The sequence below is a fragment of the Paenibacillus peoriae genome (assembly GCF_022531965.1).
Taxonomy (GTDB): Bacteria; Bacillota; Bacilli; order Paenibacillales; family Paenibacillaceae; genus Paenibacillus; species Paenibacillus polymyxa_D.
Map to the genome: position 1 here is coordinate 913052 of NZ_CP092831.1, position 24076 is coordinate 937127.

18 protein-coding genes and 3 rRNA genes are annotated in these 24076 nt (G+C 45.8%); 15 read left to right on the plus strand and 6 right to left on the minus strand.

The genetic code is table 11. The features are described 5' to 3' along the window. Positions 1–5: 5 nt before the first annotated feature. Both MLD56_RS04115 and MLD56_RS04120 read right to left on the minus strand, forming a co-directional pair. Positions 6–1214 (minus strand): Ger(x)C family spore germination protein, encoded by a 1209-nt coding sequence (locus MLD56_RS04115; protein WP_029515752.1) that lies wholly within the window; start codon positions 1212–1214, stop codon positions 6–8. Beyond that, positions 1211–2752, minus strand: coding sequence for a spore germination protein (locus MLD56_RS04120; protein ID WP_029515751.1), 1542 nt, complete (start codon positions 2750–2752; stop codon positions 1211–1213). Before MLD56_RS04120 ends, MLD56_RS04115 begins: the two co-directional genes overlap by 4 nt. Before the next feature lie 195 nt (positions 2753–2947). Between MLD56_RS04120 and MLD56_RS04125 the strand changes: the two genes are divergently transcribed. Continuing rightward, positions 2948–3181, plus strand: a complete 234-nt coding sequence (locus tag MLD56_RS04125; protein WP_029515750.1) for a hypothetical protein — start codon at positions 2948–2950, stop codon at positions 3179–3181. A gap of 6 nt (positions 3182–3187) precedes the next feature. Here the strand turns inward: MLD56_RS04125 and MLD56_RS04130 are convergent, their stop codons facing one another. Further along, positions 3188–3844, minus strand: coding sequence for a DedA family protein (locus tag MLD56_RS04130; RefSeq protein ID WP_029515749.1), 657 nt, complete (start codon positions 3842–3844; stop codon positions 3188–3190). A gap of 145 nt (positions 3845–3989) precedes the next feature. Between MLD56_RS04130 and guaA the strand changes: the two genes are divergently transcribed. Both guaA and MLD56_RS04140 read left to right on the plus strand, forming a co-directional pair. Further along, complete coding sequence (gene guaA / locus MLD56_RS04135; RefSeq protein ID WP_013308777.1) at positions 3990–5528, plus strand: glutamine-hydrolyzing GMP synthase; 1539 nt, start codon at positions 3990–3992, stop codon at positions 5526–5528. A gap of 394 nt (positions 5529–5922) precedes the next feature. Next, positions 5923–6540: a peptidase E gene (locus MLD56_RS04140; protein ID WP_029515748.1), complete on the plus strand. Its 618-nt coding sequence runs from the start codon at positions 5923–5925 to the stop codon at positions 6538–6540. A gap of 145 nt (positions 6541–6685) precedes the next feature. Here MLD56_RS04140 and MLD56_RS04145 read toward each other — a convergent pair whose 3' ends face one another. Then, positions 6686–7816, minus strand: a complete 1131-nt coding sequence (locus tag MLD56_RS04145; protein WP_029515747.1) for a Gfo/Idh/MocA family protein — start codon at positions 7814–7816, stop codon at positions 6686–6688. 130 nt (positions 7817–7946) lie between these two features. On the opposite strand from MLD56_RS04145, the gene MLD56_RS04150 reads away from it, so the two are divergent. From MLD56_RS04150 to MLD56_RS04200, 11 genes are all read left to right on the plus strand, one after another. After that, positions 7947–8792: a LysR family transcriptional regulator gene (locus tag MLD56_RS04150; RefSeq protein WP_029515746.1), complete on the plus strand. Its 846-nt coding sequence runs from the start codon at positions 7947–7949 to the stop codon at positions 8790–8792. A gap of 114 nt (positions 8793–8906) precedes the next feature. After that, positions 8907–9377, plus strand: a complete 471-nt coding sequence (locus MLD56_RS04155; protein ID WP_029515745.1) for a MarR family winged helix-turn-helix transcriptional regulator — start codon at positions 8907–8909, stop codon at positions 9375–9377. Between the two features lie 19 nt (positions 9378–9396). Then, the gene (locus MLD56_RS04160) at positions 9397–10335 is read left to right on the plus strand and encodes an NADP-dependent oxidoreductase (protein WP_029515744.1); all 939 of its coding nucleotides are present in this window, start codon (positions 9397–9399) and stop codon (positions 10333–10335) included. A 40-nt stretch (positions 10336–10375) separates the two neighbouring features. After that, a complete protein-coding gene (locus tag MLD56_RS04165) occupies positions 10376–10765 on the plus strand; it encodes a nuclear transport factor 2 family protein (protein ID WP_029515743.1) in 390 nt (129 codons plus the stop codon). Between the two features lie 222 nt (positions 10766–10987). After that, on the plus strand, positions 10988–12358 hold the full coding sequence (locus tag MLD56_RS04170) for an NCS2 family permease (RefSeq protein WP_023987039.1): 1371 nt from the start codon (positions 10988–10990) through the stop codon (positions 12356–12358). A gap of 446 nt (positions 12359–12804) precedes the next feature. Beyond that, positions 12805–14360 (plus strand): 16S ribosomal RNA (locus tag MLD56_RS04175). Between the two features lie 353 nt (positions 14361–14713). After that, positions 14714–17641 (plus strand): 23S ribosomal RNA (locus MLD56_RS04180). A gap of 152 nt (positions 17642–17793) precedes the next feature. Continuing rightward, positions 17794–17910: ribosomal RNA gene (gene rrf / locus MLD56_RS04185) — 5S ribosomal RNA — on the plus strand. The 16S, 23S and 5S rRNA genes sit together here, the layout of an rRNA operon. A gap of 212 nt (positions 17911–18122) precedes the next feature. Further along, a complete protein-coding gene (locus MLD56_RS04190) occupies positions 18123–19115 on the plus strand; it encodes a ketoacyl-ACP synthase III (RefSeq protein ID WP_029516043.1) in 993 nt (330 codons plus the stop codon). A 128-nt stretch (positions 19116–19243) separates the two neighbouring features. After that, a complete protein-coding gene (locus MLD56_RS04195; RefSeq protein ID WP_029516042.1) occupies positions 19244–21379 on the plus strand; it encodes a DNA topoisomerase III in 2136 nt (711 codons plus the stop codon). A 98-nt stretch (positions 21380–21477) separates the two neighbouring features. Beyond that, positions 21478–21615 carry a hypothetical protein gene (locus tag MLD56_RS04200; protein ID WP_016819760.1) on the plus strand — a complete coding sequence of 46 codons (138 nt, stop codon included), beginning with the start codon at positions 21478–21480 and terminating at the stop codon, positions 21613–21615. 183 nt (positions 21616–21798) lie between these two features. On the opposite strand, the gene MLD56_RS04205 is transcribed toward MLD56_RS04200, so the two are convergent. Both MLD56_RS04205 and MLD56_RS04210 read right to left on the minus strand, forming a co-directional pair. Next, a complete protein-coding gene (locus MLD56_RS04205; protein ID WP_029516041.1) occupies positions 21799–22959 on the minus strand; it encodes a type II asparaginase in 1161 nt (386 codons plus the stop codon). 416 nt (positions 22960–23375) lie between these two features. Further along, positions 23376–23504 (minus strand): DUF4023 family protein, encoded by a 129-nt coding sequence (locus MLD56_RS04210; RefSeq protein WP_013369463.1) that lies wholly within the window; start codon positions 23502–23504, stop codon positions 23376–23378. Positions 23505–23697: 193 nt separating this feature from the next. On the opposite strand from MLD56_RS04210, the gene MLD56_RS04215 reads away from it, so the two are divergent. Continuing rightward, the gene (locus MLD56_RS04215; protein ID WP_025719814.1) at positions 23698–23961 is read left to right on the plus strand and encodes a DUF1294 domain-containing protein; all 264 of its coding nucleotides are present in this window, start codon (positions 23698–23700) and stop codon (positions 23959–23961) included. Positions 23962–24076 lie beyond the last annotated feature (115 nt).

Below are 24076 nucleotides of genomic sequence, written 5' to 3' on the forward strand. Positions count from 1 at the left end.
CCAGCTCACTCCTTCATTTGTTTTTGGAATGATTCAAACAAGGAACCAATTTTTTTAATCTTTGTCTGTGCCTTATATTCAATCTGTAAGTCCATAAATGGATTTTCTTTTTCTTCTTTTAGTCTTTTCCAAAGCTCGGGTTTGGACTGGTGAATCAGTTGACCAAAGCCGAAAATGTCTGACTTAAACTCATGCCGAACGGTCTCTACGGAATGTTTCATAATTTCAACAATTTTTTCATTGCTTGCGGCTTCAATTTCTTTAATATCGTCCATACTGTCTAGCTTCATATGCTGGCAGTTGACTTCTCGTACTGTGCTGTTGTTGGTAACTGATATAGAGATAACAGGTTCTCCATCACGAATGATTACTTTTTTTTGAGTGTCGCTACTCAAGGTTAATAGGGCAATGTTACCCCCACCCTGACAATCGGTGTGCCCCGTTGTAGACTCCACTTTATCCCTGATGTAACTGAGCCCTTTACTGTCAAGTTCATTGATCCATCCCAGCAATCGGTCTTTTTTGAATACACCATTACCCGAAAACCGCAATATGGTTTCAGGCGATATACTTTTGGTGGCATCCATACCTTTTTCATTGGTCGACTCTATATCTCCCACAGCTTCCAATGCGGGCAGAGTGGACTGGATGTCGGGATTAACCAGGTCGCTAAGAAGTTGATCCATGGTTACTTTGGTAGCAGGAGCCCAGGTTTTGGTTAAGGTATCTAACGAAGCAAATAATTTATTTGCCGGCAACTTTTCCATTGGAGTGGGGATCTTTAACATCGTAGAAGCCTTGTTATTCTTGGCTATCGCAATATAAAAGTCACTTCTTGTGAAAGGCTCTCGCATCATGGCTTCAATCGCATCAGCAATTCCCTTTCTCGCATACTCCTCACCTAAAATCAGCATACGAATATGAGATAAGTAAATGGCGCGCGGACTTGTATTCGTCATTTTTTCAATGGCCTCTTGAATCGTGGGTGCAGTGGCCTGATAAGTAACGACTGGAGGGCCTGCACTTGGTGAAGATTTGGAAGCTACAGCAGAAGGAATGACCACCTGAGCGGTTACCTGATACTGGTCTCCTTCCATATCCACACCGATCCCAATAGCTATGCCCAGCTCATTTAATTCTTGGCGATCCCAGCAACCACCTAACAGTAATGCAATCAGGCCCCAGACGAAGAACAAATGTATGGTCTGCTTCATGGTTGATCCCTTCTGGTTTTTGATTTATTACCGATCCGTCTTTTTTTCGTTTTTTGGCGGATCGTATTTTGGATAGAGATGGATTGAGGACGCTTCGTCATATGAGGCCAAGGCAAGCGAAACAGCGTATCTTTCATATCGCTTTCCACATAGGGGCCAAACGGACTCATGTAAGATACTCCAAACGATCTCAGACTGGTCAAGTGCAGCAAAACTACGATTAACCCCATCAATATTCCAAGAAGCCCAAAGGCTGCGGCTAGCATCATTAAGGCGAAGCGTATAATACGAACCGCTATCGACAGGCCGTTTTCTGGAATAACATAGCTGGAGATGGCGGTGATTGACACGATAATGACCATAGCCGCCGAGACAACCCCCGCATCCACGGCTGCTTGCCCAATGACCAATGTGCCTACAATAGATACAGCCTGTCCGACTGTCCTCGGAATTCGGACTCCTGCTTCACGCAAAATTTCATAAGTAATTTCCATGAGCATCGCCTCGACAAAGGCTGGAAACGGTACGCCTTCCCTTTGTGCAGCGAGACTGACCAATAAGTTTGTAGGAATCATCTCTTGATGAAAGGTAGTTACCGCGATATAAACTGCCGGTGCAAGCAAAGCGATAAAAAAGGAAAAGAAACGCAGCAAACGCAGCAACGTGCTGATATCAGCACGTTGGTAATAATCCTCTGCCGACTGGAAAAATTGCACGAATAGCGCAGGAATCAACAGAACAAAGGGTGTCCCGTCCACCAAGATAGCAATCCGCCCCTCCAACAGGCTGGCAGCGACCGAATCCGGACGCTCGCTGTTATAAATGGTGGGAAACGGAGTGAAGGATTCATCCTGAATTTCCTCTTCGATGTAACCCCCTTCCAAAATTCCGTCAATATCAATTCGGTCCAAACGTTCTCTCAGTTCCTGAATAACCCCTTCGTCAGCAATTCCTTTGATATACATCACGGACACATTGGTATGAGTGACTTGACCGATCTGTCTTGTTTCCATCCACAGGCGCGGATCGCGGATTCGCCTACGAATTAGAGCGGTATTGGTACGTAAATTTTCGGTAAAAGCCTCCATTGGACCCCGTACGACACTTTGGGATTGGGGTTCGCTAACACTGCGATCCTCCCAACCGACCGCATCAATCCATATGCCCTTGGCGTATCCGTCCAGCAAAATGATAATACCGCCAGATAGCATCTGGTTGAATAAGGCATCCATTTCGTCCACACTACCTGAGTTACCTGCAATCAAAACTTGATTCTTCAAATAGTCGAATGGTTCTGCGCCCTCCGGTACATGATGTTCATTTACTCGCATCAATGAACGGAGAACGGAATCATGGAGCAATTGAGTATTGACCAGACCATCAATATAAAATAGAGCTGCTGGCCATTTTTGCATCCATAATAGCTCTTTAATGATTACATCTCCGCTGTTTCCAAAGGAGCTTTCGATATGATTCACATTATCCTTCAAGTTAGAGGACACATGAGTAAGTGGACAACTTTTATTCTGATTTGGCATACGTAAAATCCTCCGATATTGGAGTTTGTTGGCTTAGTATGCTCTGAATATATGAATTTATGCCTTGCGATTATAGAAACGAATGCAGTCTGACATTCGCGATTTGCTCCGGTGAAGGGAGGACTGGTATGTCTTTTGTTGCTGGGGATTTTACTTATGGATTAAGCGGTAGTTGGCTTGCGGGGTAGGGGCCATTTGTCTGGATACATTATTAATACGGGAGACCCCATTGTATTTACAGGGTCCATTGTTGGGCATGCTGACGGCGTAGAGTCAAGGAATCATCGGAGTTCTATGCTTGGTGCAGGGGTGGCGATTGAAATGATGGAGCCGCGTACGTTGGGTTTGGCTGGAGGTGCGGGGTTTATTGTGATATCTATCGTGATTTTGATGTATTATGCAAGGACTCGTAGCCGCAAGGCAGCATGAGTGTGATTACTTCGTGTCATCCTTGTTGCTGGTTTTCACCGACTTTTCGGATTTGCGTAGCGAGCTAAATAGGAAGCTTCTCCACCGGTAAATAATATACAGCAGGATTATGAACCCAACGACTCCCGCAATTCGCAGTGCATACAGCTCTACCAAATGGAAAATGGCATCCCATTGGGGACCAAACAGCTTGCCGATGCTTAGAAAGAGGATGACCCAGAATAAAGCGCCGCTGTAAGCATATAAGACAAATTTACGGAAAGAAAGAACAATAATTCCGGCAAAATAACCGGTAAAATGCCTGACACCGGGGATGAAATATCCAAGGAAAATAAGCCAGTATCCATATCGTTGAAACCATTTTTGTGTTTTCTGAAGCTTGTCCGGCGATAACAAAACCCATTTACCATATTTCTGAATAAAGGGGAGTCCAGCCCACTTTCCGATAAAGTAGGTAATAGTCATACCGATGGTCGTGCCCAAAAAAGCTAGCAGCATCAGTTTACCGAAATCCAGGGTACCGGCATAGGAGAGATATCCCGCATAAGCCATGGTGGTTTCCCCGGGAAATGGTAAAGCAATAAACTCAAGCAGCAAGCCGAAAAAAAGGACGCCGTAGCCGTATTCTTCGAACAATTGCGCGATCCACTTCAGCACATCCATCGTTTACACTCCTACGAACAGATTGAGTATTTTAGAATCAATTCATTTTAACAATCTTTTCATGCCCACTCAACTCCGGTTGATTTCTTGACGTCTTGTTTTATCGTTGCGTATAATGAAACGAACAATTGAGGGAGGCACGGTAATGAATAAGCCTAATGAAATCGTTGTAGTTCTTGATTTTGGAGGACAATACAACCAGTTAATCGCAAGAAGAATTCGGGATCTCGGCGTATATAGCGAGCTCCTTCCATACAATACGCCTGCGGAGAAGCTGAGAGAGCTGGCGCCAAAAGGGATTGTTTTCTCAGGCGGACCTTCCAGCGTATATACAGACAATGCTCCTCAGGTGGATCGGGCAATTTATGACCTGGGCATTCCTATCTTTGGTATTTGTTATGGCATGCAGCTGATGGCTCACCAACTGGATGGTAAGGTAGAACGTGCGGGCAAGCGTGAGTATGGCAAAGCAGACGTGCAATTCAATCAGGATGCCCGCTTGGCTAAAGGACTGGATTCTCGTCAAACCGTATGGATGAGCCATGGGGATCACGTAACAGATCTGCCAACCGGCTTTACACTGGATGCAGGAACAGAGAGTGCGCCGATTGCCGCGATGAGTAACCTGGAGCGGAATCTGTATGCGGTGCAATTCCATCCAGAGGTACGTCATTCCGTTCAAGGTAACGAGATGATCAGCAACTTCCTATATGAAGTGTGCGGTTGTGAAGGCAACTGGACGATGGAGTCGTTCATTGAAGATCAGATTCGCGAGATTCGTCAACAGGTAGGCGACAAAAAAGTATTGTGTGCTTTAAGTGGTGGCGTGGATTCTTCCGTTGTAGCGATGCTTATTCACAAAGCGATCGGTGACCAACTGACGTGTATGTTCATAGACCATGGATTGCTGCGCAAAGGTGAAGCCGAAAGTGTAATGGAGACGTTCGTTGGTAAATTTGATATGAAAGTTGTCAAAATTGACGCACGTGAGCGCTTCTTGTCCAAGCTAGCAGGAGTCGATGATCCGGAACAAAAACGTAAAATTATCGGTAACGAGTTTATCTATGTGTTCGAGGAAGAATCTTCTCAATTCGACGATTTTACTTTCCTGGCACAAGGTACGCTGTATACGGATATTGTAGAGAGCGGAACTGCAACGGCACAGACCATTAAATCCCATCATAATGTGGGTGGTTTGCCGGAGAACATGAAGTTCAAGCTGATCGAGCCGTTGAATGCCCTGTTCAAGGACGAAGTGCGTAAAGTCGGCGAAGAATGTGGACTGCCAGCTGAGATTGTATGGCGTCAACCATTCCCAGGTCCGGGTCTTGCCATTCGTGTACTGGGCGAAGTGACAGAGGACAAGCTAACCATTGTTCGTGAGTCGGATTACATTTTGCGTGAGGAGATTGCTAAAGCCGGTCTGGACCGGGAAATCTGGCAATACTTCACCGCTTTGCCGAATATGAAGAGTGTTGGCGTTATGGGCGATGCTCGTACGTATTCTTACACCGTAGGTATTCGTGCAGTAACCTCCATCGACGGTATGACTGCTGACTGGGCGCGTATCCCTTGGGATGTGCTGGAGAAAATCTCCGTTCGTATCGTAAACGAAGTGGATAACGTGAATCGTATCGTGTACGATATTACTTCCAAACCACCAGCTACGATTGAGTGGGAATAAGCGTGGAGACTTCCGCGCCGTAACCATGAATCCTTTAAGATTTACCAATACAACATCAGGACTCCTCCGTATCGGCGAAGTATCGCTATGCGGTTGGAGTCTTTTTTACGGGGGCAAGCAAGGACGGGATATGAAGTCATTTGTTGTTGCAAAACGGAATATGAAGTTGAAAAAAGGAGATATTATTCAATGGTAATGTATCTCCTTTTTTATATGGTTTTATTAGATTCAAGCTATAAATAGTTTAAATCAAGTATGAAATTAAACGTTCACCTCTTTTTCATGTCATGCTCTAATGGTGTCATGTTTTGATACTAATATATTTTATAATGTACCTAGATTAAAGTGTTACATATCTCGTTTCATTAAACGTTGTTCTAAGGAGAATAAAGAGATGGAAAAATTATTTCTATCGTCCTCATTTAAGGATGTTGCACCATGCTTAGTCCATTTCGCTGGTGAAAACTTAGAAGGAAAAAAAGTCACCTTCATCCCAACCGCGAGTATTCCAGAGAAAGTTAAGTTTTATGTGAATTCAGGGAAAAAAGCATTAGAGAATTTAGGATTAGTCGTGGATGAAATCGAAATCAGCACAGCACCATTGAATGAAATAGAGAGTAAAATTAGAGAAAATGACTATATTTATATTACCGGAGGCAACACATTTTATTTACTTCAAGAGTTAAAAAGAACCGGGGCTGACAAAATCATTGCTGATGAAGTTAATGCAGGGAAGTTATACATAGGTGAATCGGCAGGTTCGATGATTTTATCACCGAATATCGAATATGCCCGACTTATGGACAATGTGCAGGAAGCGCCTGCTTTGGATTCCTTTGTTGCGCTCGGGATCATTGAATTCTACCCAGTCCCCCACCATACGAACATCCCGTTTAAAAAAGCGGTGGAGAGCATCATTGAGGAATATGACAGCCAATTAAATTTATATCCAATCAGCAACGCGGAAGTTATTTTGGTTGAAGGTGATAGGATAAAAGTCGAGAATGCATGACTTCATTAAAAAAAGGTAATTTTTCTAGAGGAAGGTCCACTGCATTACCACCATCGAGTGGAGTAGGATTTTAACTGATTACAATATAAAGAACATTCAATTCCACATCATCGTGGTACTGAATGTTCTTTTTTATAATTCTACCTTACCATACAATCTTTTTCCCGGTTGCAGCCGATTCCTCGATGCGATCCAGTAGCTGATGCAGCTTTAAGGCATGGTTGAAATCAGGAGCGAGACGGGTGCCCGTCAAAATATCCTCGGCAAATACATGATGAGCCTTGGCTACATTCAGGGTTACCCCTTGTTTTGGAAAATCCAGTCCGCCATCAGGCTCAGCAGTTACACTTATTTGTTCAAACGCCCCATTAGGACCATGACTCTGCGTACTGCTTGGATCGTACGCAAGTTTTTCGAGCGTCAGATTCCCAAATTGAACATGCCCAAGCGAAGGATTCTGTGTCAATCGCAAAATACCCTTTTTCCCCTGAATCTCTATCTCAAACTTAGAATTCACTCCGCCCTGAATGTGAACGGATATCGGCGCCCCCTTGTCCAATAGTCCGTGAATCAGAATCTGATCGGCTGTATCCTTGGAAATGACTTCACCCGTTTCCTGAATAGTGGCTTCGTTATAGCGAGATGATGTGATGGCCGATAGCTCGCGGAATTCGCCAACGATGTATTGCAGCGCATCCAGAGAATGCCCGCCGTTAATCGTCAGCAGATTAGCGCCATTGGCTCTGTTCAGCAAATAAGCAGTGTCCTGATTTACTTGTCCACCTTTGCCGGAAGTAGCTACTTGCATATGACAGGATAGAATTTCACCAATCTCTCCGCTCTCCACCAATTTTTTCATCGTTTGCACTTCAAGATCCTGCCGTGCCTGCAAGCCGACGGTATGATGAATGCCTGCCAGTGCCGCCGCCTTGACCATTTCAGCAGCTTCCGCAGTGTTTGCCCCCAAGGGCCATTCACAAAAAATATGCTTTCTCTCTTGAATTGCCGCCATCACCGCCTCATAATGATGGGGAACTTTTACGCTCACCACGACCATGTCCACATCCTCGGAAGCTGCGAGCTTTTTGGCATCATCAAAAGCCAGTGCCGCCCCTACTCCTTCTGCACTTTGTCGTGCACTCTCCATACGGGAGGTACCGACGGCAGTGATATCCAGGTTTGAGTGCTTGAGCAACGCCGGAATATGCGTTTGACTAGCCCATTTATTATTCATCGAACCTCCTACGATACCTGCACGAATCTTCTTTATTACCATGTTGCCATACCTCCTAATTTTTAAATGAGGGTGGAAAGTAGCGTCCAAGGTCAATATAATACACTTAACTCATAAATAATAATGCTTGTTTATGATATAGGTATCATTTTATTTGATGGGAGGTGAAGGGATGGATATTGAAAATATGCAGGCATTTGTTTCGGTGGCGGAGCTGAGAAGCCTGACAGAAGCTGCCCAAAAGCTGAATCATCTGCAATCGAATATGACGGCTAAAATAAAGAAGCTGGAGGCCCATTACGGCACAGCGTTATTTTACCGAAAGCCCCGGGGTATGGAGCTGACACCTGCAGGAGAAATCTTATATGCTCAGTTCAAGCAAATGTTGTTGCTGTGGCAAGACACGGAGATGAAAATGAGACCGCAGGAGGAAAAGCTGCGCATCGGTACCATGCAGTCCATCGTGGCGGGCGAAACAACGAGGGCGCTCACGAAGGTATATGAGCTGTATCCGCAGGCTTCGGTTACATTAAAAACCGGAACCACCACGGAAATGGAGCGATTGATCCTTGACGGCGAACTCGATATTGCTTTTGTTACAGGGTATCCCGCTAACCCGTATATTCATTATCAAAAATTATGCCGTGAAGAACTGGTACTGGTGGGGAAAGGCATACATGAAGGCTCGGATCTTAAACAGGTACTCCAAGGAGCGTCTATTATCATATTGTCGGATGGCTGCCTGTACCTCACGTATTTAGAGAAGATGTATCAGGACATGCAATTGACCCATGGCGAGGTTGTGGAGGTTGGTGTGTTTGAAACGATGGTACAATTTTCCTTGATGGGAATGGGAATCACCCTCATGTCCAAAAGGCTGGCGCGGCAATTCAAAGTAACATCCTATTTGCCCGCTCCCCCAACCTTTGGCTACATGGATACATATTTAATAACCCGGCCAAATCACGAAATGACAGCGATTGAACATAAATTTATCGAAATCAATAATACGATCTAATACAATTCAAGAATGCTCAGGCTATTTGTTTAGCTTGAGTATTCTTGAATTGTAGGATTTGTCTATATAGACTTGTCTCAGGACTTGTTTATTTTTAATGAGGGTGTATAATACTTGATATATCAATTGATAGGTCAAGTATTAGGAGGATGGTTTGTCATCGAACATTGCTCTGAAAAAAGTCAGTTGTTTTATCGCATGCATCTTTTGTGTAAAGAAATGAATAACGCTTTTGAAGCACAGTTAAAAACCAGTTTTACCAAGGTTGAAATTTTGTATCATATTGACCATCGTCAGGAACTAAGCCAGCTAGAGCTCCAACATCTGCTCGTTCTGGATGGTGCAGCAGTGACTCGACATCTACGAAGGCTGGAAGAGGAAGGTCTGATTTTACGTAGTAAAAAAGAGCAGGATAAGCGTGTGACCTATATACGTTTGACCGAATTAGGGGTTCAAGAGCTGCAAGTTTTGTCAGAGCAAAGACAAGCCTTCCAGGAAAAGCTGCTATGTAAGTTTACAGATGAGGAAATTGTGGCTTTGACAGATTTACTACAGCGTATGTCTAACAATGTGAAGAATATATAAATGTGAGGAGGAAATGAATATGAAAGCCATCGTTATAGATCAGTATGGAAGCAAGGATGAATTGAAAGAAAGAGAAGTGCCTACTCCTACACCACTGGCTCATCAGGTTGTAGTCAAAGTGGCGGCTACCTCCATCAACCCAATTGACTGGAAGTTGCGTGAAGGTTACTTAAAACAAATGATGGATTGGGAGTTCCCGATTATTTTAGGCTGGGATGTAGCCGGCACTATTTCGGAAGTAGGCAGCGAGGTCACCGATTGGAAAGTGGGAGATGAAGTGTTTGCACGCCCGGACACCACACGGTTCGGTACTTATGCCGAGTATACCTTGGTGGATGATCACCTATTGGCGCGTAAACCTGCCTCAATTTCTTGGGAGGAAGCCGCTTCTGTACCTTTGGCGGGGTTGACTGCTTGGCAGGCGCTTTTTACACATGGTCAACTGACCAAAGGGGAAAAAGTATTAATCCACGCAGGTGCAGGTGGCGTAGGTATGTTTGCTATCCAGTTTGCCAAACAAGCCGGAGCCTATGTCATTACTACAGCCAGTGAGCGTAATCATGAATTGCTTGCTTCATTGGGAGCCGACCAAATCATTGACTATCACACAACTCGTTTTGAGGAAGTTTTATCTGATGTGGACGTGGTGTTCGATACGATGGGCGGGGATGTTCAGAAGAATAGCTTTAAGGTAATGAAAAGGGGCACTGGACGGATCATATCCATTGTGAGCAATTTTGACGAAGAGCTGGTAAAGGAGTACAACGTAACGGCCAAAAATATATGGCTGGAGCCCAACGGACAGCAACTGCAGGAAATTGCCGACCTGTTGGAGCAAAAGAAAGTAAGATCGGTAGTGGGAGCGACGTTTCCTTTTTCACAAAAAGGCTTATATGATGCACACGCTTTAAGCGAAACCCACCATGCTGTTGGAAAAATTGCAATAACCTTCTCATAAGGATGAATACACATATACAGCACAAAAGGAATTGCGCACGATGAAGATTTTAGAAGATTATTTTCACTACTATGATTTAGCAAAAGATGACGAGAAGAGTAGAGAGCGATTAATTAGCCTTTTTTCTGAGAAGATTGAGTTTGTATTGAATGGTGATCGAAAACAAGGTATGAACAGTTGGAAAAGCTTCTTGAATATGTTCTTTGAGGGATCGCTCGAAATCAAGCATATGTATGAAGGTTGGAAACCTGTACCCGGAGAACCTGATACCTATCAAACCAAATGGGCAGTGTGTGGTAAAAAAGCAACAGGCGAAGTTTATACACTTACTGGAGTGGACAAGGCTCGGCTGGATGCGGAAGGTAAGATCGTTTATCTGGAGAATATCCCAGACACAGCGAATACATTTGATAAGTACAAAAACATCTGATTCCCTTAAATGATAACCCGTTAGCTGCATAATAGCTTGCGGGTTTTCTGTTTTCCGAACAATACATATATGTTTAATTTGTAACATTCGCTTTTTCTGTTGACAAGCAGTAGGTGAGAGCCTAAAATAACGAATGTAATAATATAGCGCATTGAATGCGAATATTACTTCAAACGAACGACAACAATACGAGTATGCTTTGCGTAGGAGGAATTACGACTCATGGAGCGTTTCTTTAAATTAAAGGAACATGGCACGAACGTCCGCACAGAAATTATAGCGGGGATTACTACTTTTATGACCATGGCTTATATTTTGGTGGTCAACAATACCTTTTTAGGTCCGACTGGAGCAGGTATGCCCAGTGAAGCTGTCTTTTTTGCGACGGCCGTAGGTGCAGGTTTGGTTACCATCCTGATGGGGTTATTCGTTAATGTGCCGATCGGCATGGCGCCGGGTATGGGCTTGAATGCTTATTTTATGACTGTAGTCCTGAGTTCTAATGGCATGATTACTTGGCAAGCGGCACTTGGCGCTGTATTTATATCCGGTATCGTCTTTCTGATTTTAACCGTGACACGAGTAAGACAGATGCTGCTTGTTGCGGTTCCGGAAAATTTAAAGACAGCTATTACAGTGGGTATCGGCTTGTTTATTACGATTGTCGGCTTCAAGCTTTGTAATCTGGTTATGGTGAGTATCGTTCCAGGGACAGATGTTGGTCAACCGGTTCCGGGTCATGCTTTTAATTTGATTTTGGGAAGTCTGGTACATCAAAAGGATGCACTGCTGGCCCTAATCGGATTGCTTATTATCGCAGCACTGATGGTCGTTCGGGTTAAAGGTGCATTGCTGATTGGGATCGTAGCTACTACATTAATCGGTATTCCGATGGGAGTAACGAATCTGAGTAGCTTGACAACAGGCAACTGGATTCCTGATTTCAGTAATTTGGCTGTAGGCCAGTTAGACTTGAAAGCAGCTTTGCATATTGGTCTGTTTGATATCATTTTCATTTTCACATTTGTAGAGTTGTTTGATACGTTCGGTACCTTGGTAGGTACGGCTACTCGCGCGGGTATAATGAAAGATAAGAAAAAAGGCGAGAAAATTATCGGTAAAGCGATGCTGGTGGATGCTGTTGGCGTAAGTACCGGTGCTGTATTGGGTACAAGTACGATTACAGCATTCGTAGAAAGCTCCGCAGGGGTAGAAGAAGGCGGACGTACCGGACTGACTGCTGTAACGACAGGTGTTCTGTTCTTGTTGGCCCTGTTTATTGCACCGTTGGCTCTGGTTGTGCCTTCTGCCGCTACTGCTCCAGCTCTGATTATTGTTGGGGTCCTAATGATGAGTCAGGTTCGCAACATCGACTGGGATAACTTTCTGTTGGCGTTTCCTGCATTTTTGACTATCGTGCTGATGCCTTTCACAGGTGGAATCGCGAATGGTATTTCTGCTGGTATCCTGTCTTACGTTGTACTGGCTGTATTCAGTAATCTATTTACCAGCAATAAAGTTAAAATTCACTGGCTCATGTGGGTGCTTGCTATTATTGTAGTAATCCGCTTTGCCTTTATGGGCTCAGAATAATCAGTAGATATAGAACAAAGAACCTCTTCCTGTTGCTTAAGGGAAGAGGTTCTTTGTTTGTAGTTAGACGCAGATAGATACAACGGAGCTATTATATAGAAGGAAAATGAATAATATATAAAGTATTATGAATTTCACATAATAAATGCTTGCAAACGGGATGTGTATATGGTATATTCTAATTCCGGCCAAGAAATACAATATTGCGAGCGAGTGTTACAAAAAACGTTTTAAAAAAATGCTTGCTAAGTTGGTTCGGACATGATATGATATAAGAGTTGATGAAGCGACGTGCTGAATTAACGAAATGAATGTTTGATCTTTGAAAACTGAACAACGAGTGAGTAAAACGATTTTGTTCGCAAAATCAAACAAGAGATATTTTTTATCTCGTCAGTTTCAAAATGAGCTTATCGCTCTTTCTATAAACCAGCTTCGGTTGGTCTTTAATGGAGAGTTTGATCCTGGCTCAGGACGAACGCTGGCGGCGTGCCTAATACATGCAAGTCGAGCGGGGTTATTTAGAAGCTTGCTTCTAAATAACCTAGCGGCGGACGGGTGAGTAACACGTAGGCAACCTGCCCACAAGACAGGGATAACTACCGGAAACGGTAGCTAATACCCGATACATCCTTTTCCTGCATGGGCGAAGGAGGAAAGACGGAGCAATCTGTCACTTGTGGATGGGCCTGCGGCGCATTAGCTAGTTGGTGGGGTAATGGCCTACCAAGGCGACGATGCGTAGCCGACCTGAGAGGGTGATCGGCCACACTGGGACTGAGACACGGCCCAGACTCCTACGGGAGGCAGCAGTAGGGAATCTTCCGCAATGGGCGAAAGCCTGACGGAGCAACGCCGCGTGAGTGATGAAGGTTTTCGGATCGTAAAGCTCTGTTGCCAGGGAAGAATGTCTTGTAGAGTAACTGCTACAAGAGTGACGGTACCTGAGAAGAAAGCCCCGGCTAACTACGTGCCAGCAGCCGCGGTAATACGTAGGGGGCAAGCGTTGTCCGGAATTATTGGGCGTAAAGCGCGCGCAGGCGGCTCTTTAAGTCTGGTGTTTAATCCCGAGGCTCAACTTCGGGTCGCACTGGAAACTGGGGAGCTTGAGTGCAGAAGAGGAGAGTGGAATTCCACGTGTAGCGGTGAAATGCGTAGAGATGTGGAGGAACACCAGTGGCGAAGGCGACTCTCTGGGCTGTAACTGACGCTGAGGCGCGAAAGCGTGGGGAGCAAACAGGATTAGATACCCTGGTAGTCCACGCCGTAAACGATGAATGCTAGGTGTTAGGGGTTTCGATACCCTTGGTGCCGAAGTTAACACATTAAGCATTCCGCCTGGGGAGTACGGTCGCAAGACTGAAACTCAAAGGAATTGACGGGGACCCGCACAAGCAGTGGAGTATGTGGTTTAATTCGAAGCAACGCGAAGAACCTTACCAGGTCTTGACATCCCTCTGACCGCTGTAGAGATATGGCTTTCCTTCGGGACAGAGGAGACAGGTGGTGCATGGTTGTCGTCAGCTCGTGTCGTGAGATGTTGGGTTAAGTCCCGCAACGAGCGCAACCCTTATGCTTAGTTGCCAGCAGGTCAAGCTGGGCACTCTAAGCAGACTGCCGGTGATAAACCGGAGGAAGGTGGGGATGACGTCAAATCATCATGCCCCTTATGACCTGGGCTACACACGTACTACAATGGCCGGTACAACGGGAAGCGAAATCGCGAGGTGGAGCCAATCCTAGAAAAGCCGGTCTCAGTTCGGATTGTAGGCTGCAACTCGCCTACATGAAGTCGGAATTGCTAGTAATCGCGGATCAGCATGCCGCGGTGAATACGTTCCCGGGTCTTGTACACACCGCCCGTCACACCACGAGAGTTTACAACACCCGAAGTCGGTGGGGTAACCTGCAAGGGAGCCAGCCGCCGAAGGTGGGGTAGATGATTGGGGTGAAGTCGTAACAAGGTAGCCGTATCGGAAGGTGCGGCTGGATCACCTCCTTTCTATGGAGAATCGTTTCCTGCAATGGAAACATTCAAATATGAAGCGTAAGTTTCAAAACTCAGGTTTAGGCCTGTTACTCACTCGTTGCTCAGTTTTGAGAGCTCAAACTCTCAAGCTTCGACGAATACTTCATTCACACATCCGTGTGGAACCGAAATATTCATCGGGTTTCGCTTCGATGAAGCGAATTGCACCTTGAAAACTGGATACCGAAACGAAATTGCGTTTTAGAATATTCCTTTAAGCTGATCTTGTGTAAACAAGTGAAATAAAGGTAGCTGCCTTGAATTTCATTCACACGTAAGTGTTGAACCGAAATTCAAAGCAAATCGTATTTACGATGTAAATACTAGGTTAAGCTACAAAGAGCACACGGAGGATGCCTAGGCGCCAGGAGCCGACGAAGGACGTGGCGAACAACGATAAAGCCTCGGGGAGCTGTAAGCAAGCTTTGATCCGGGGATGTCCGAATGGGGAAACCCGGCTGTCTTCATCGACAGTCACTTTCTGCTGAATACATAGGCAGAATAGAGGCAGACCAGGGGAACTGAAACATCTAAGTACCCTGAGGAAGAGAAAACAATAGTGATTCCGTCAGTAGCGGCGAGCGAACGCGGATTAGCCCAAACCAAGGAGCTTGCTCCTTGGGGTTGTGGGACGTCTCACATGGAGTTACAAAGGAACCGGTTAGATGAAGAGGTCTGGAAAGGCCCGCCAGAGAAGGTAAAAGCCCTGTAGTTCAAAACTTGTTCCCTCCGAGACGGATCCCGAGTAGTGCGGGGCACGTGAAACCCCGTATGAATCCGGCAGGACCATCTGCCAAGGCTAAATACTCCCTGGCGACCGATAGTGAAGCAGTACCGTGAGGGAAAGGTGAAAAGCACCCCGGAAGGGGAGTGAAATAGATCCTGAAACCGTGTGCTTACAAGAAGTCAGAGCCCTATTTATGGGTGATGGCGTGCCTTTTGTAGAATGAACCGGCGAGTTACGTTCCCGTGCAAGGTTAAGGTGAAGAGCTGAAGCCGCAGCGAAAGCGAGTCTGAATAGGGCGAATGAGTACGTGGACGTAGACCCGAAACCGGGTGATCTACCCCTGTCCAGGGTGAAGGTGCGGTAACACGCACTGGAGGCCCGAACCCACGCATGTTGAAAAATGCGGGGATGAGGTGGGGGTAGCGGAGAAATTCCAATCGAACCCGGAGATAGCTGGTTCTCCCCGAAATAGCTTTAGGGCTAGCCTCGGAAAGAAGAATCGTGGAGGTAGAGCACTGATTGGGTGCGGGGCCCGCAAGGGTTACCAAGCTCAGTCAAACTCCGAATGCCATAGATTTAGTTCCGGGAGTCAGACAGTGAGTGCTAAGATCCATTGTCGAAAGGGAAACAGCCCAGACCATCAGCTAAGGTCCCCAAGTGTGTGTTAAGTGGGAAAGGATGTGGAGTTGCACAGACAACCAGGATGTTGGCTTAGAAGCAGCCACCATTGAAAGAGTGCGTAATAGCTCACTGGTCGAGTGACTCTGCGCCGAAAATGTAACGGGGCTAAACACACCACCGAAGCTATGGCTTGATGCTTTGCATCAGGGGTAGGGGAGCGTTGAATGCGGGTTGAAGGTGTACCGTAAGGAGCGCTGGACTGCATTCAAGTGAGAATGCCGGTATGAGTAACGAAAAGATCTGTGAGAATCAGATCCGCCGAAAGCCTAAGGGTTCCTGAGGAAGGTTCGTCCGCTCAGGGTAAGTCGGGACCTAAGGCGAGGCCGATAGGCGTAGTCGAAGGACAACAGGTCGAAATTCCTGTACCACCGTAATCCGTTATGAGCGATGGGGTGACGCAGTAGGGTAGTGACGCGGACGGATGGATGTCCGTCTAAGCAGTGAGGCTGATGTGTAGGCAAATCCGCACATCGTAAGGCTGGGCTGTGATGGGGAGCGAAAATTGTAGTAGCGAAGGTCATGATCTCAGACTGCCAAGAAAAGCCTCTAGCCAGGAGAAGGTGCCCGTACCGCAAACCGACACAGGTAGGCGAGAAGAGAATTCTAAGGCGCGCGGAAGAACTCTCGTTAAGGAACTCGGCAAAATGACCCCGTAACTTCGGGAGAAGGGGTGCCTCGGTAGGGTGAATAGCCCGAGGGGGCCGCAGTGAAAAGGCCCAAGCGACTGTTTAGCAAAAACACAGGTCTGTGCGAAGCCGCAAGGCGAAGTATACGGGCTGACGCCTGCCCGGTGCTGGAAGGTTAAGGGGAGTGGTAAGCTCGCAAGAGCGAAGCTATGAACCGAAGCCCCAGTAAACGGCGGCCGTAACTATAACGGTCCTAAGGTAGCGAAATTCCTTGTCAGGTAAATTCTGACCCGCACGAATGGCGTAACGACTTGGGCGCTGTCTCAACGAGAGATCCGGTGAAATTTTAATACCTGTGAAGATGCAGGTTACCCGCGACAAGACGGAAAGACCCCATGGAGCTTTACTGCAGCTTGATATTGAATTTGGGTACGATCTGTACAGGATAGGTGGGAGCCGTAGAACTTTGAGCGCCAGCTTGAAGGGAGGCATCCTTGGGATACCACCCTGATCGTATCTAGGTTCTAACTTGGTACCGTGAACCGGTGCGAGGACAGTGTCAGGTGGGCAGTTTGACTGGGGCGGTCGCCTCCTAAAGAGTAACGGAGGCGCCCCAAGGTTCCCTCAGAATGGTTGGAAATCATTCGAAGAGTGCAAAGGCAGAAGGGAGCTTGACTGCGAGACCTACAAGTCGAGCAGGGACGAAAGTCGGGCTTAGTGATCCGGTGGTACCGCATGGAAGGGCCATCGCTCAACGGATAAAAGCTACCCTGGGGATAACAGGCTTATCTCCCCCAAGAGTCCACATCGACGGGGAGGTTTGGCACCTCGATGTCGGCTCATCGCATCCTGGGGCTGAAGTAGGTCCCAAGGGTTGGGCTGTTCGCCCATTAAAGCGGTACGCGAGCTGGGTTCAGAACGTCGTGAGACAGTTCGGTCCCTATCTGTCGTGGGCGTAGGAAATTTGAGAGGAGCTGTCCTTAGTACGAGAGGACCGGGATGGACGTACCGCTGGTGTACCAGTTGTTCCGCCAGGAGCACCGCTGGGTAGCTATGTACGGAAGGGATAAGCGCTGAAAGCATCTAAGCGTGAAGCCCCCCTCAAGATGAGATTTCCCAATTAGTAAGACCCCTTGAAGACGACGAGGTAGATAGGTTGGGGGTGGAAGTGCAGTAATGCATGGAGCTGACCAATACTAATCGGTCGAGGGCTTATCCTAAAGATAAAACGCAAATGAGTTTCGGATCCAGTTTTCAGGGTGTAACCTTGAAGGTATGTACAAGTGACATACGACAAGCGCATGGCTATTCATTCACACGATAAGTGGTGAACCGAATAACCGTACGGAAGAATTTGCGTAGCAAATTCATGTTTGGTGGCGATAGCGGAGGGGTTCCACACGTACCCATCCCGAACACGACCGTTAAGCCCTCCAGCGCCGATGGTACTTGGACCGCAGGGTCCTGGGAGAGTAGGACGTCGCCAAGCAACAAGCAAAAGAGACTATGATCTTCATAAGATCATGGTCTTTTTTTGCGTTAAAAGGCAGTGGGATTTTATTTAAATTGAGCTTGTTATAAGTTTAACTGGATAAGTGGATATTAACTAGTAATAAGAAGACGGTTTTAAAATAATTTAGTACCAGGTATTAGTATCTGGTGTTATAATGTGAATAAGGATTACAAAGGAGAGTGATCAGATTGTTGAATTCAAAAGCTAAGCTTACGGCCTTTGGCACTTATGTACCTGAACGGATTTTGACGAACGCTGACTTGGAGAAGCTTGTGGATACCAGTAACGAGTGGATTGTACAGAGAACGGGTATGCATGAAAGACGCATTGCGGCTGAAGATCAATATGTATCTGATTTATGCATACAAGCTATTACACGTATGATTAACCTGTATGACGTAAATATAAACGATGTTGAGATGATCATTGTAGCGACGAGTACACCTGATTACTACTTTCCGAGCACGGCTTCACGTATTCAGGCTCATTTTGATATTCCGAATACAGGGTCAATGGATATTAGTGCAGCATGTGCAGGTTTTTCCTATGGACTTCATTTGGCAAATGGCCTTATTACGGGTGGTCTGCATCGTAAGGTGCTAGTAGTGGGAGCCGAAACGTTGTCCAAAATTACAGATTATACGGATCGGACGACGTGTATACTTTTTGGAGATGGTGCAGGGGTTGCGCTTGTTGAATATGACGAGGATGAAGGATCATTTTTAACTTCAGATATAGGTACTTATGGGCATGGGGGAGCACATCTTTACCGAGTGGGATTATCTGATCATTTGGATGGAGAGAAGCTGCAAGACCATGGATTTATTGCTCAAAATGGACGTGAGGTTTATAAATGGGCTGTTCGCTCTGTTCCAACGGGAATCGAACGATTATTGGATAAGGCAAATATGCAGAAAGAGGATCTTGACTGGTTTGTACCTCATAGTGCTAATTTGAGAATGATCGAGTCCATATGTGAAAGAAGTACAGTACCTTTGGAAAAAACGCTGACAAGCGTAGAATTGTATGGCAATACATCGGCGGCATCCATCCCGTTGGCTTTGCAGTGTGGTTTGGATGATGGACGTTTACGGTATGGACAACATGTGTTGTTATATGGATTTGGGGGAGGACTTACCTATGCAGGTCTGCTATTAAAATGGAGTGTGCCTGATTTGTAAGCTGGTCCTAAGCGGTGTAAAGCAATTGCAATAGTATGTACGAACATGTTAATAAGAGCCGTTGCATTAGAATTTATCGGATCATGGCAGGATGGTATAATTAACACTATGAGAGAAAGGAGCGTAACATGAAGGTATTGGTATTGGCAGAAAAACCGTCCGTGGCCAGAGAGATTGCACGTGTGATGGGTAGCCGCGAGAAGCATAAAAGTTATATAGAAGGACCCCAGTACGTGGTGACGTGGGCACTGGGACATTTGGTCGGCTTAGCAGAGCCGGAGGATTACGATTCTAAGTATGCGACCTGGAATTTGGAGGACCTGCCTATTCTTCCGAAGAGTTCAAAGTTAAAGGTGCTGCGCGAAAGTAATCATCAGTTCAAAGCTGTGCAGCAACTCATGAAGCGGCAGGACATTGGAGAGCTTATCGTGGCAACAGATGCTGCTCGCGAAGGAGAATTGTTGGCACGCTGGATCATCCAAATGGCAAACTGGAAAAAGCCCTTCCGGCGCTTATGGATCTCCTCGCAGACAGACAAGGCGATTAAGGCAGGTTTCGCAAAGCTATTGCCTGGTCAGCAGTTTGATCGTTTATATGAATCGGCTCGCTGTAGAGCTGAAGCAGACTGGATGATTGGTCTCAATGTAACTCGCGCGTTGACTTGTCGTTATAACGCCCAACTTTCGGCTGGAAGAGTGCAGACACCAACGCTGGGGATGATTATGGAGCGTGAGAAAGAAATTACCGAATTCCGTTCTCAGGAATATGATACTTTGACGGCGGATTTTGGCGATTTTCAGGCAACTTGGCGGGCAGAAAGCGGGGATTCACGCATGTTTGACCGCACTCAAGCAGAGGCTTTGCGCCGTAGACTTGAGGGAGCCAAAGGCACAGTTGCCAGTGTTAAAAAGAGCGAAAAGAACGAGCCTCACCCGCTAGCGTATGATTTAACGGAACTACAAAGAGATGCTAATCAGCGCTATGGCTTTTCGGCTAAACAGACGTCTAATCTGCTTCAGCGTCTGTATGAGCAGCATAAGCTGGTGACCTATCCACGTACAGACAGCCGTTATCTGACATCCGATATGGTGGACACACTTAAGGAAAGGCTCAGTAGTGTAGCAGTAGGTCCGTATGCTTCCTTGGCACGGTCGTTATTGCGTAACAACCTACCAATCACAAAGCGAATTGTGGATGACAGTAAAGTCACGGATCATCATGCGATTATTCCTACTGAGCAGACATTATTGCTTAATCAGTTAAGCCCGGAAGAACGTAAGCTGTATGATCTGATTGCACGACGTTTTATTAGTCTATTCTATCCACCTGCACGTTATGATGCTGTAGCTGTATCAGTAACGGTGGAGCAGGAGACGTTTCAGGTAAAAGGCACAACGGTAAAAGATAGCGGATGGCGTGCTGTATATGACGCAAACCATTATGATATGGATGATGAAGAAGCAGAGGATCGGGAAAACAATGGAAGAGGCGTTATTTTACCGGAGCTGAAAAAAGGAGACTCTGTCCGATTGCAGCGTTGTCTTGTACGAGCTGGGCGAACGATGCCGCCGAAGCGGTATACGGAAGCAGCCCTGCTCGCTCAGATGGAAAAGCATGGACTGGGTACTCCTGCTACTCGTGCCGATCTGATTGAAAAGCTTGTCAGCTCGGATACGATTGAGCGTCAGGGGAACGTGATGCATCCAACCGGGAAAGGTAAGCAACTGATTGAACTGGCAGCTCCACAGCTTCGAACGCCTGAGCTGACGGCACGTTGGGAAGCGGAGCTGGAACGGATTGCTCGTGGTCAAGGACAACCGGAACCGTTTTTGAATTCTATTCGTGCTATGGCGAAAGAGCTGGTTTCCACTGTGAAAAATAGCAGTGCGGAGTACAAGCCTCATAATGAGACGAATAGTCATTGTCCAGATTGTGGTACAAAGCTATTGGAGAAGAAGGGTAAGAAAGGCAAGTTCCTTGTATGTCCAAGTGCGGATTGCGGTTACCGTCGTTCAGGGGAAAAACGTTTGTCCAATCGACGTTGCCCGCAGTGTCATAAGAAAATGGAAATGAAAGAGGGCAAAGCAGGATTGTATGTAAGATGCCTGCCCTGCGGAATTACCGAGACGTTGGATAAGGACAAGCAACGGGTAAACAAACGGGAACAGCAAAAGCTAGTAAGACAATTTGAAAAGCAGGAATCTTTTGGCTCCAGTTTGGGTGATTTGCTAAAAGCAGCGATGGAACAAAAGCAGGGCAAATAACAGATGACCAAAAGTGCTGCAGTCAACATAATCAGCAGGTACCCGTCGGTATAAAAACGATCACTCCTTGGCATGGTAATCCGAGGAGGTGAGTATTTATGCCCAAACATAAACCGCTTAAAATCAATAATCAGCAAAATAAATCAAGCATACTGGAGGAGGAAATTGCTGCTCATCCAGAGAAGCAAGCGAAATATCCTCCAAGCTTGAATGGGATTCCCAAACAGCAGTCTTGATGCTGTGTGGGAGGGACGACGAATTACTGTATAGAACCAAGACGATTGGATATTAGATGAAGTAGTTATTAATGCTAGACTTGTCTCGCAAAAAAAGAAGCAGCAGTTACGGTGGTCAACCGTAATCGCTGCTTCTTTTTCATAATAAGAATGTTGTATTTATATGATTTGGGATAAATGCTCTTAGTATTCATTAAAGAAGGATTGAATTTGGTTAACATCGTGTGTTTGGGTCAAAGCAAGCATGAGCAAAATCCGTGCTTTTTGCGGATTAAGCGAATCGGTCGACACAAAGTTCGATGCGGCATCTTTTGTTGATGGGGACACAACTCCACTTCCTACGCGGCTGGAGCGGGCAATGATAACTCCTTTTTTACCTGCGGCCTCTGCGCCTTCTGAGGAGGTCTTGGACAAGGAACCATTACCGGAACCAGCTACGACAATACCCTTGGCACCAGCTGCTACGGCTGCATCATACAGATAACGACCATTGTTTTGATACTCGTATAAAATATCTACTTGCGGCAGTTGAGTCAGGTTAGTGATGTCGAATACAGAAGAAGTCGTATGCTTGTGTGTGGATTTGTTGTAGTAGTACACTTGATCACCCACAACAGCTCCAAGGAATCCCTGCTCTACAGACTTGAACGTATCGACTGCTGTTGTGTTTGTTTTGGTAATGTATCTTGCTGCACCGATACGGTCGTTCAACAGGACGAGTACACCCTGACCTTTAGAGGCCGAAGCCCCGGCGACTTTCACTGCATTATAGAGGTTGAAGGGACCATCGGCACTGATGGCAGTAGCTGGACGCATGGAGCCAACGACAACTACTGGCTTATCGCTTTTGATAACAAGATTGAGGAAATAAGCTGTTTCTTCTAATGTATCTGTACCATGTGTAATGACAATCCCGTCTACATCGTCTCTGGCAAGCAGTTCATTGGTACGTTTGGCAAGTTTTAAGAGAATTTCATTATTAACATCAGGGCTACCTACATTAACAACTTGCTCACCACTGACATTTGCAATACTTTTCATCTCAGGAACGGCATTGATCAAGGTTTCCACACCCAACGCGCCTGCTTTGTAGCCGGTTGTATCCGTATTGACGGCAGATGATCCTGCAATGGTCCCTCCCGTGGCAAGTATTTTAATATTGGGCAAATGATTGGTTTGTGGATTTTCGGATTTGCCCGAAGTTATAGTGGTAGAAGTAGGTGCAGTTGTGCTGGTTGTAGCTGCTGCCGCAGCGTTGGCGGTAAATCCACCACTCCATAAGGTACCTCCGAGAATAAAGCTGGCCAACAGGGGAATCATCGTCATTTTTTTCATGTTAGTCATATAAAGCTCCTCTCCAATCTTAAACCTCAAATATGATGATAGATTAACTGACAAATATTTTGTCGGATTAAGTTAATATCACGAATTATAGAGTGTAAAAATGTTTTTAGTCAATATCTATGTTAGAAAATATAACTTTAAAATCAATCCATTATCAATGTAACCGCCTTATTATTGTATGGTGGGTGTATGTAGTAAGATGAACAGTCGGTTGTTTTAGGTAAAGACCACGGCTGAATAAAAAATGTTTGCAAAAACAAAACAACAAGCAGAAATCTCATAAGGAGTCTGCTTGTTGTTTTTGTTGAAAGGTGAACAACTGAGTTTACCTTTAACTTCATTCAATGAGAACGACAAGGTAAAGTTGATATTTTACGTTAATAACATGGTTCTACAGCTGAATACAGATCCCATGATCAGGGGTTTTTGCTATGCTGTTTTGTCGGCAGGCTGGCGCTGGGAGTTCCTTTTCCTTGTTTACGGTTGCGTTCTGCCTTTTTAGCATTTTCTCGCAGCTTTTCAACGTATTCATGGGTGCTTTCCATTGCAGTTCCTCCTTTAAGACGAAATAGATGCACTCGGGGATCGCCCTTATGCCACCTTACTATTTCCGCAAAAACGCTATCCAAGTCAAGGGAGGCGTTGTTTCTGTAAAAGGGGTGGGGTTATAATGAGGGGAGAACGATATATAAGGCTTAATACCTGAACTTGGTACGGTGTGCAAAAGGAGGAGAGACATTGCAGACAGGCTTGTTGGTATGGCTGCTGTTTATCAATGCAGTAGGCTATCTGGTAATGTCGGAAGATAAAAAGAGAGCACGTAAACATCGTGATCGTGTACCTGAACGGACGTTGTTTTTTCTGGCCCTGATTGGGGGAGCCTTAGGCGTGCTAATAGCCATGTACCGTAAACGCCATAAAACACGGCATATGAGTTTCAGATTAGGTATTCCTGCGTTGCTATTCATGAACGCATTGTTGTATGGTTATTTTTTAAGGTAAGGCGAGGAGTTTAGCTTCTCATAGGGAAGTTTAATGATGAGTGAGAAGACTATTCCAGCCATCCAGTGATGTCATGGAATGAACAACAACAGGAGTACATATTTCAGGCTTTGAA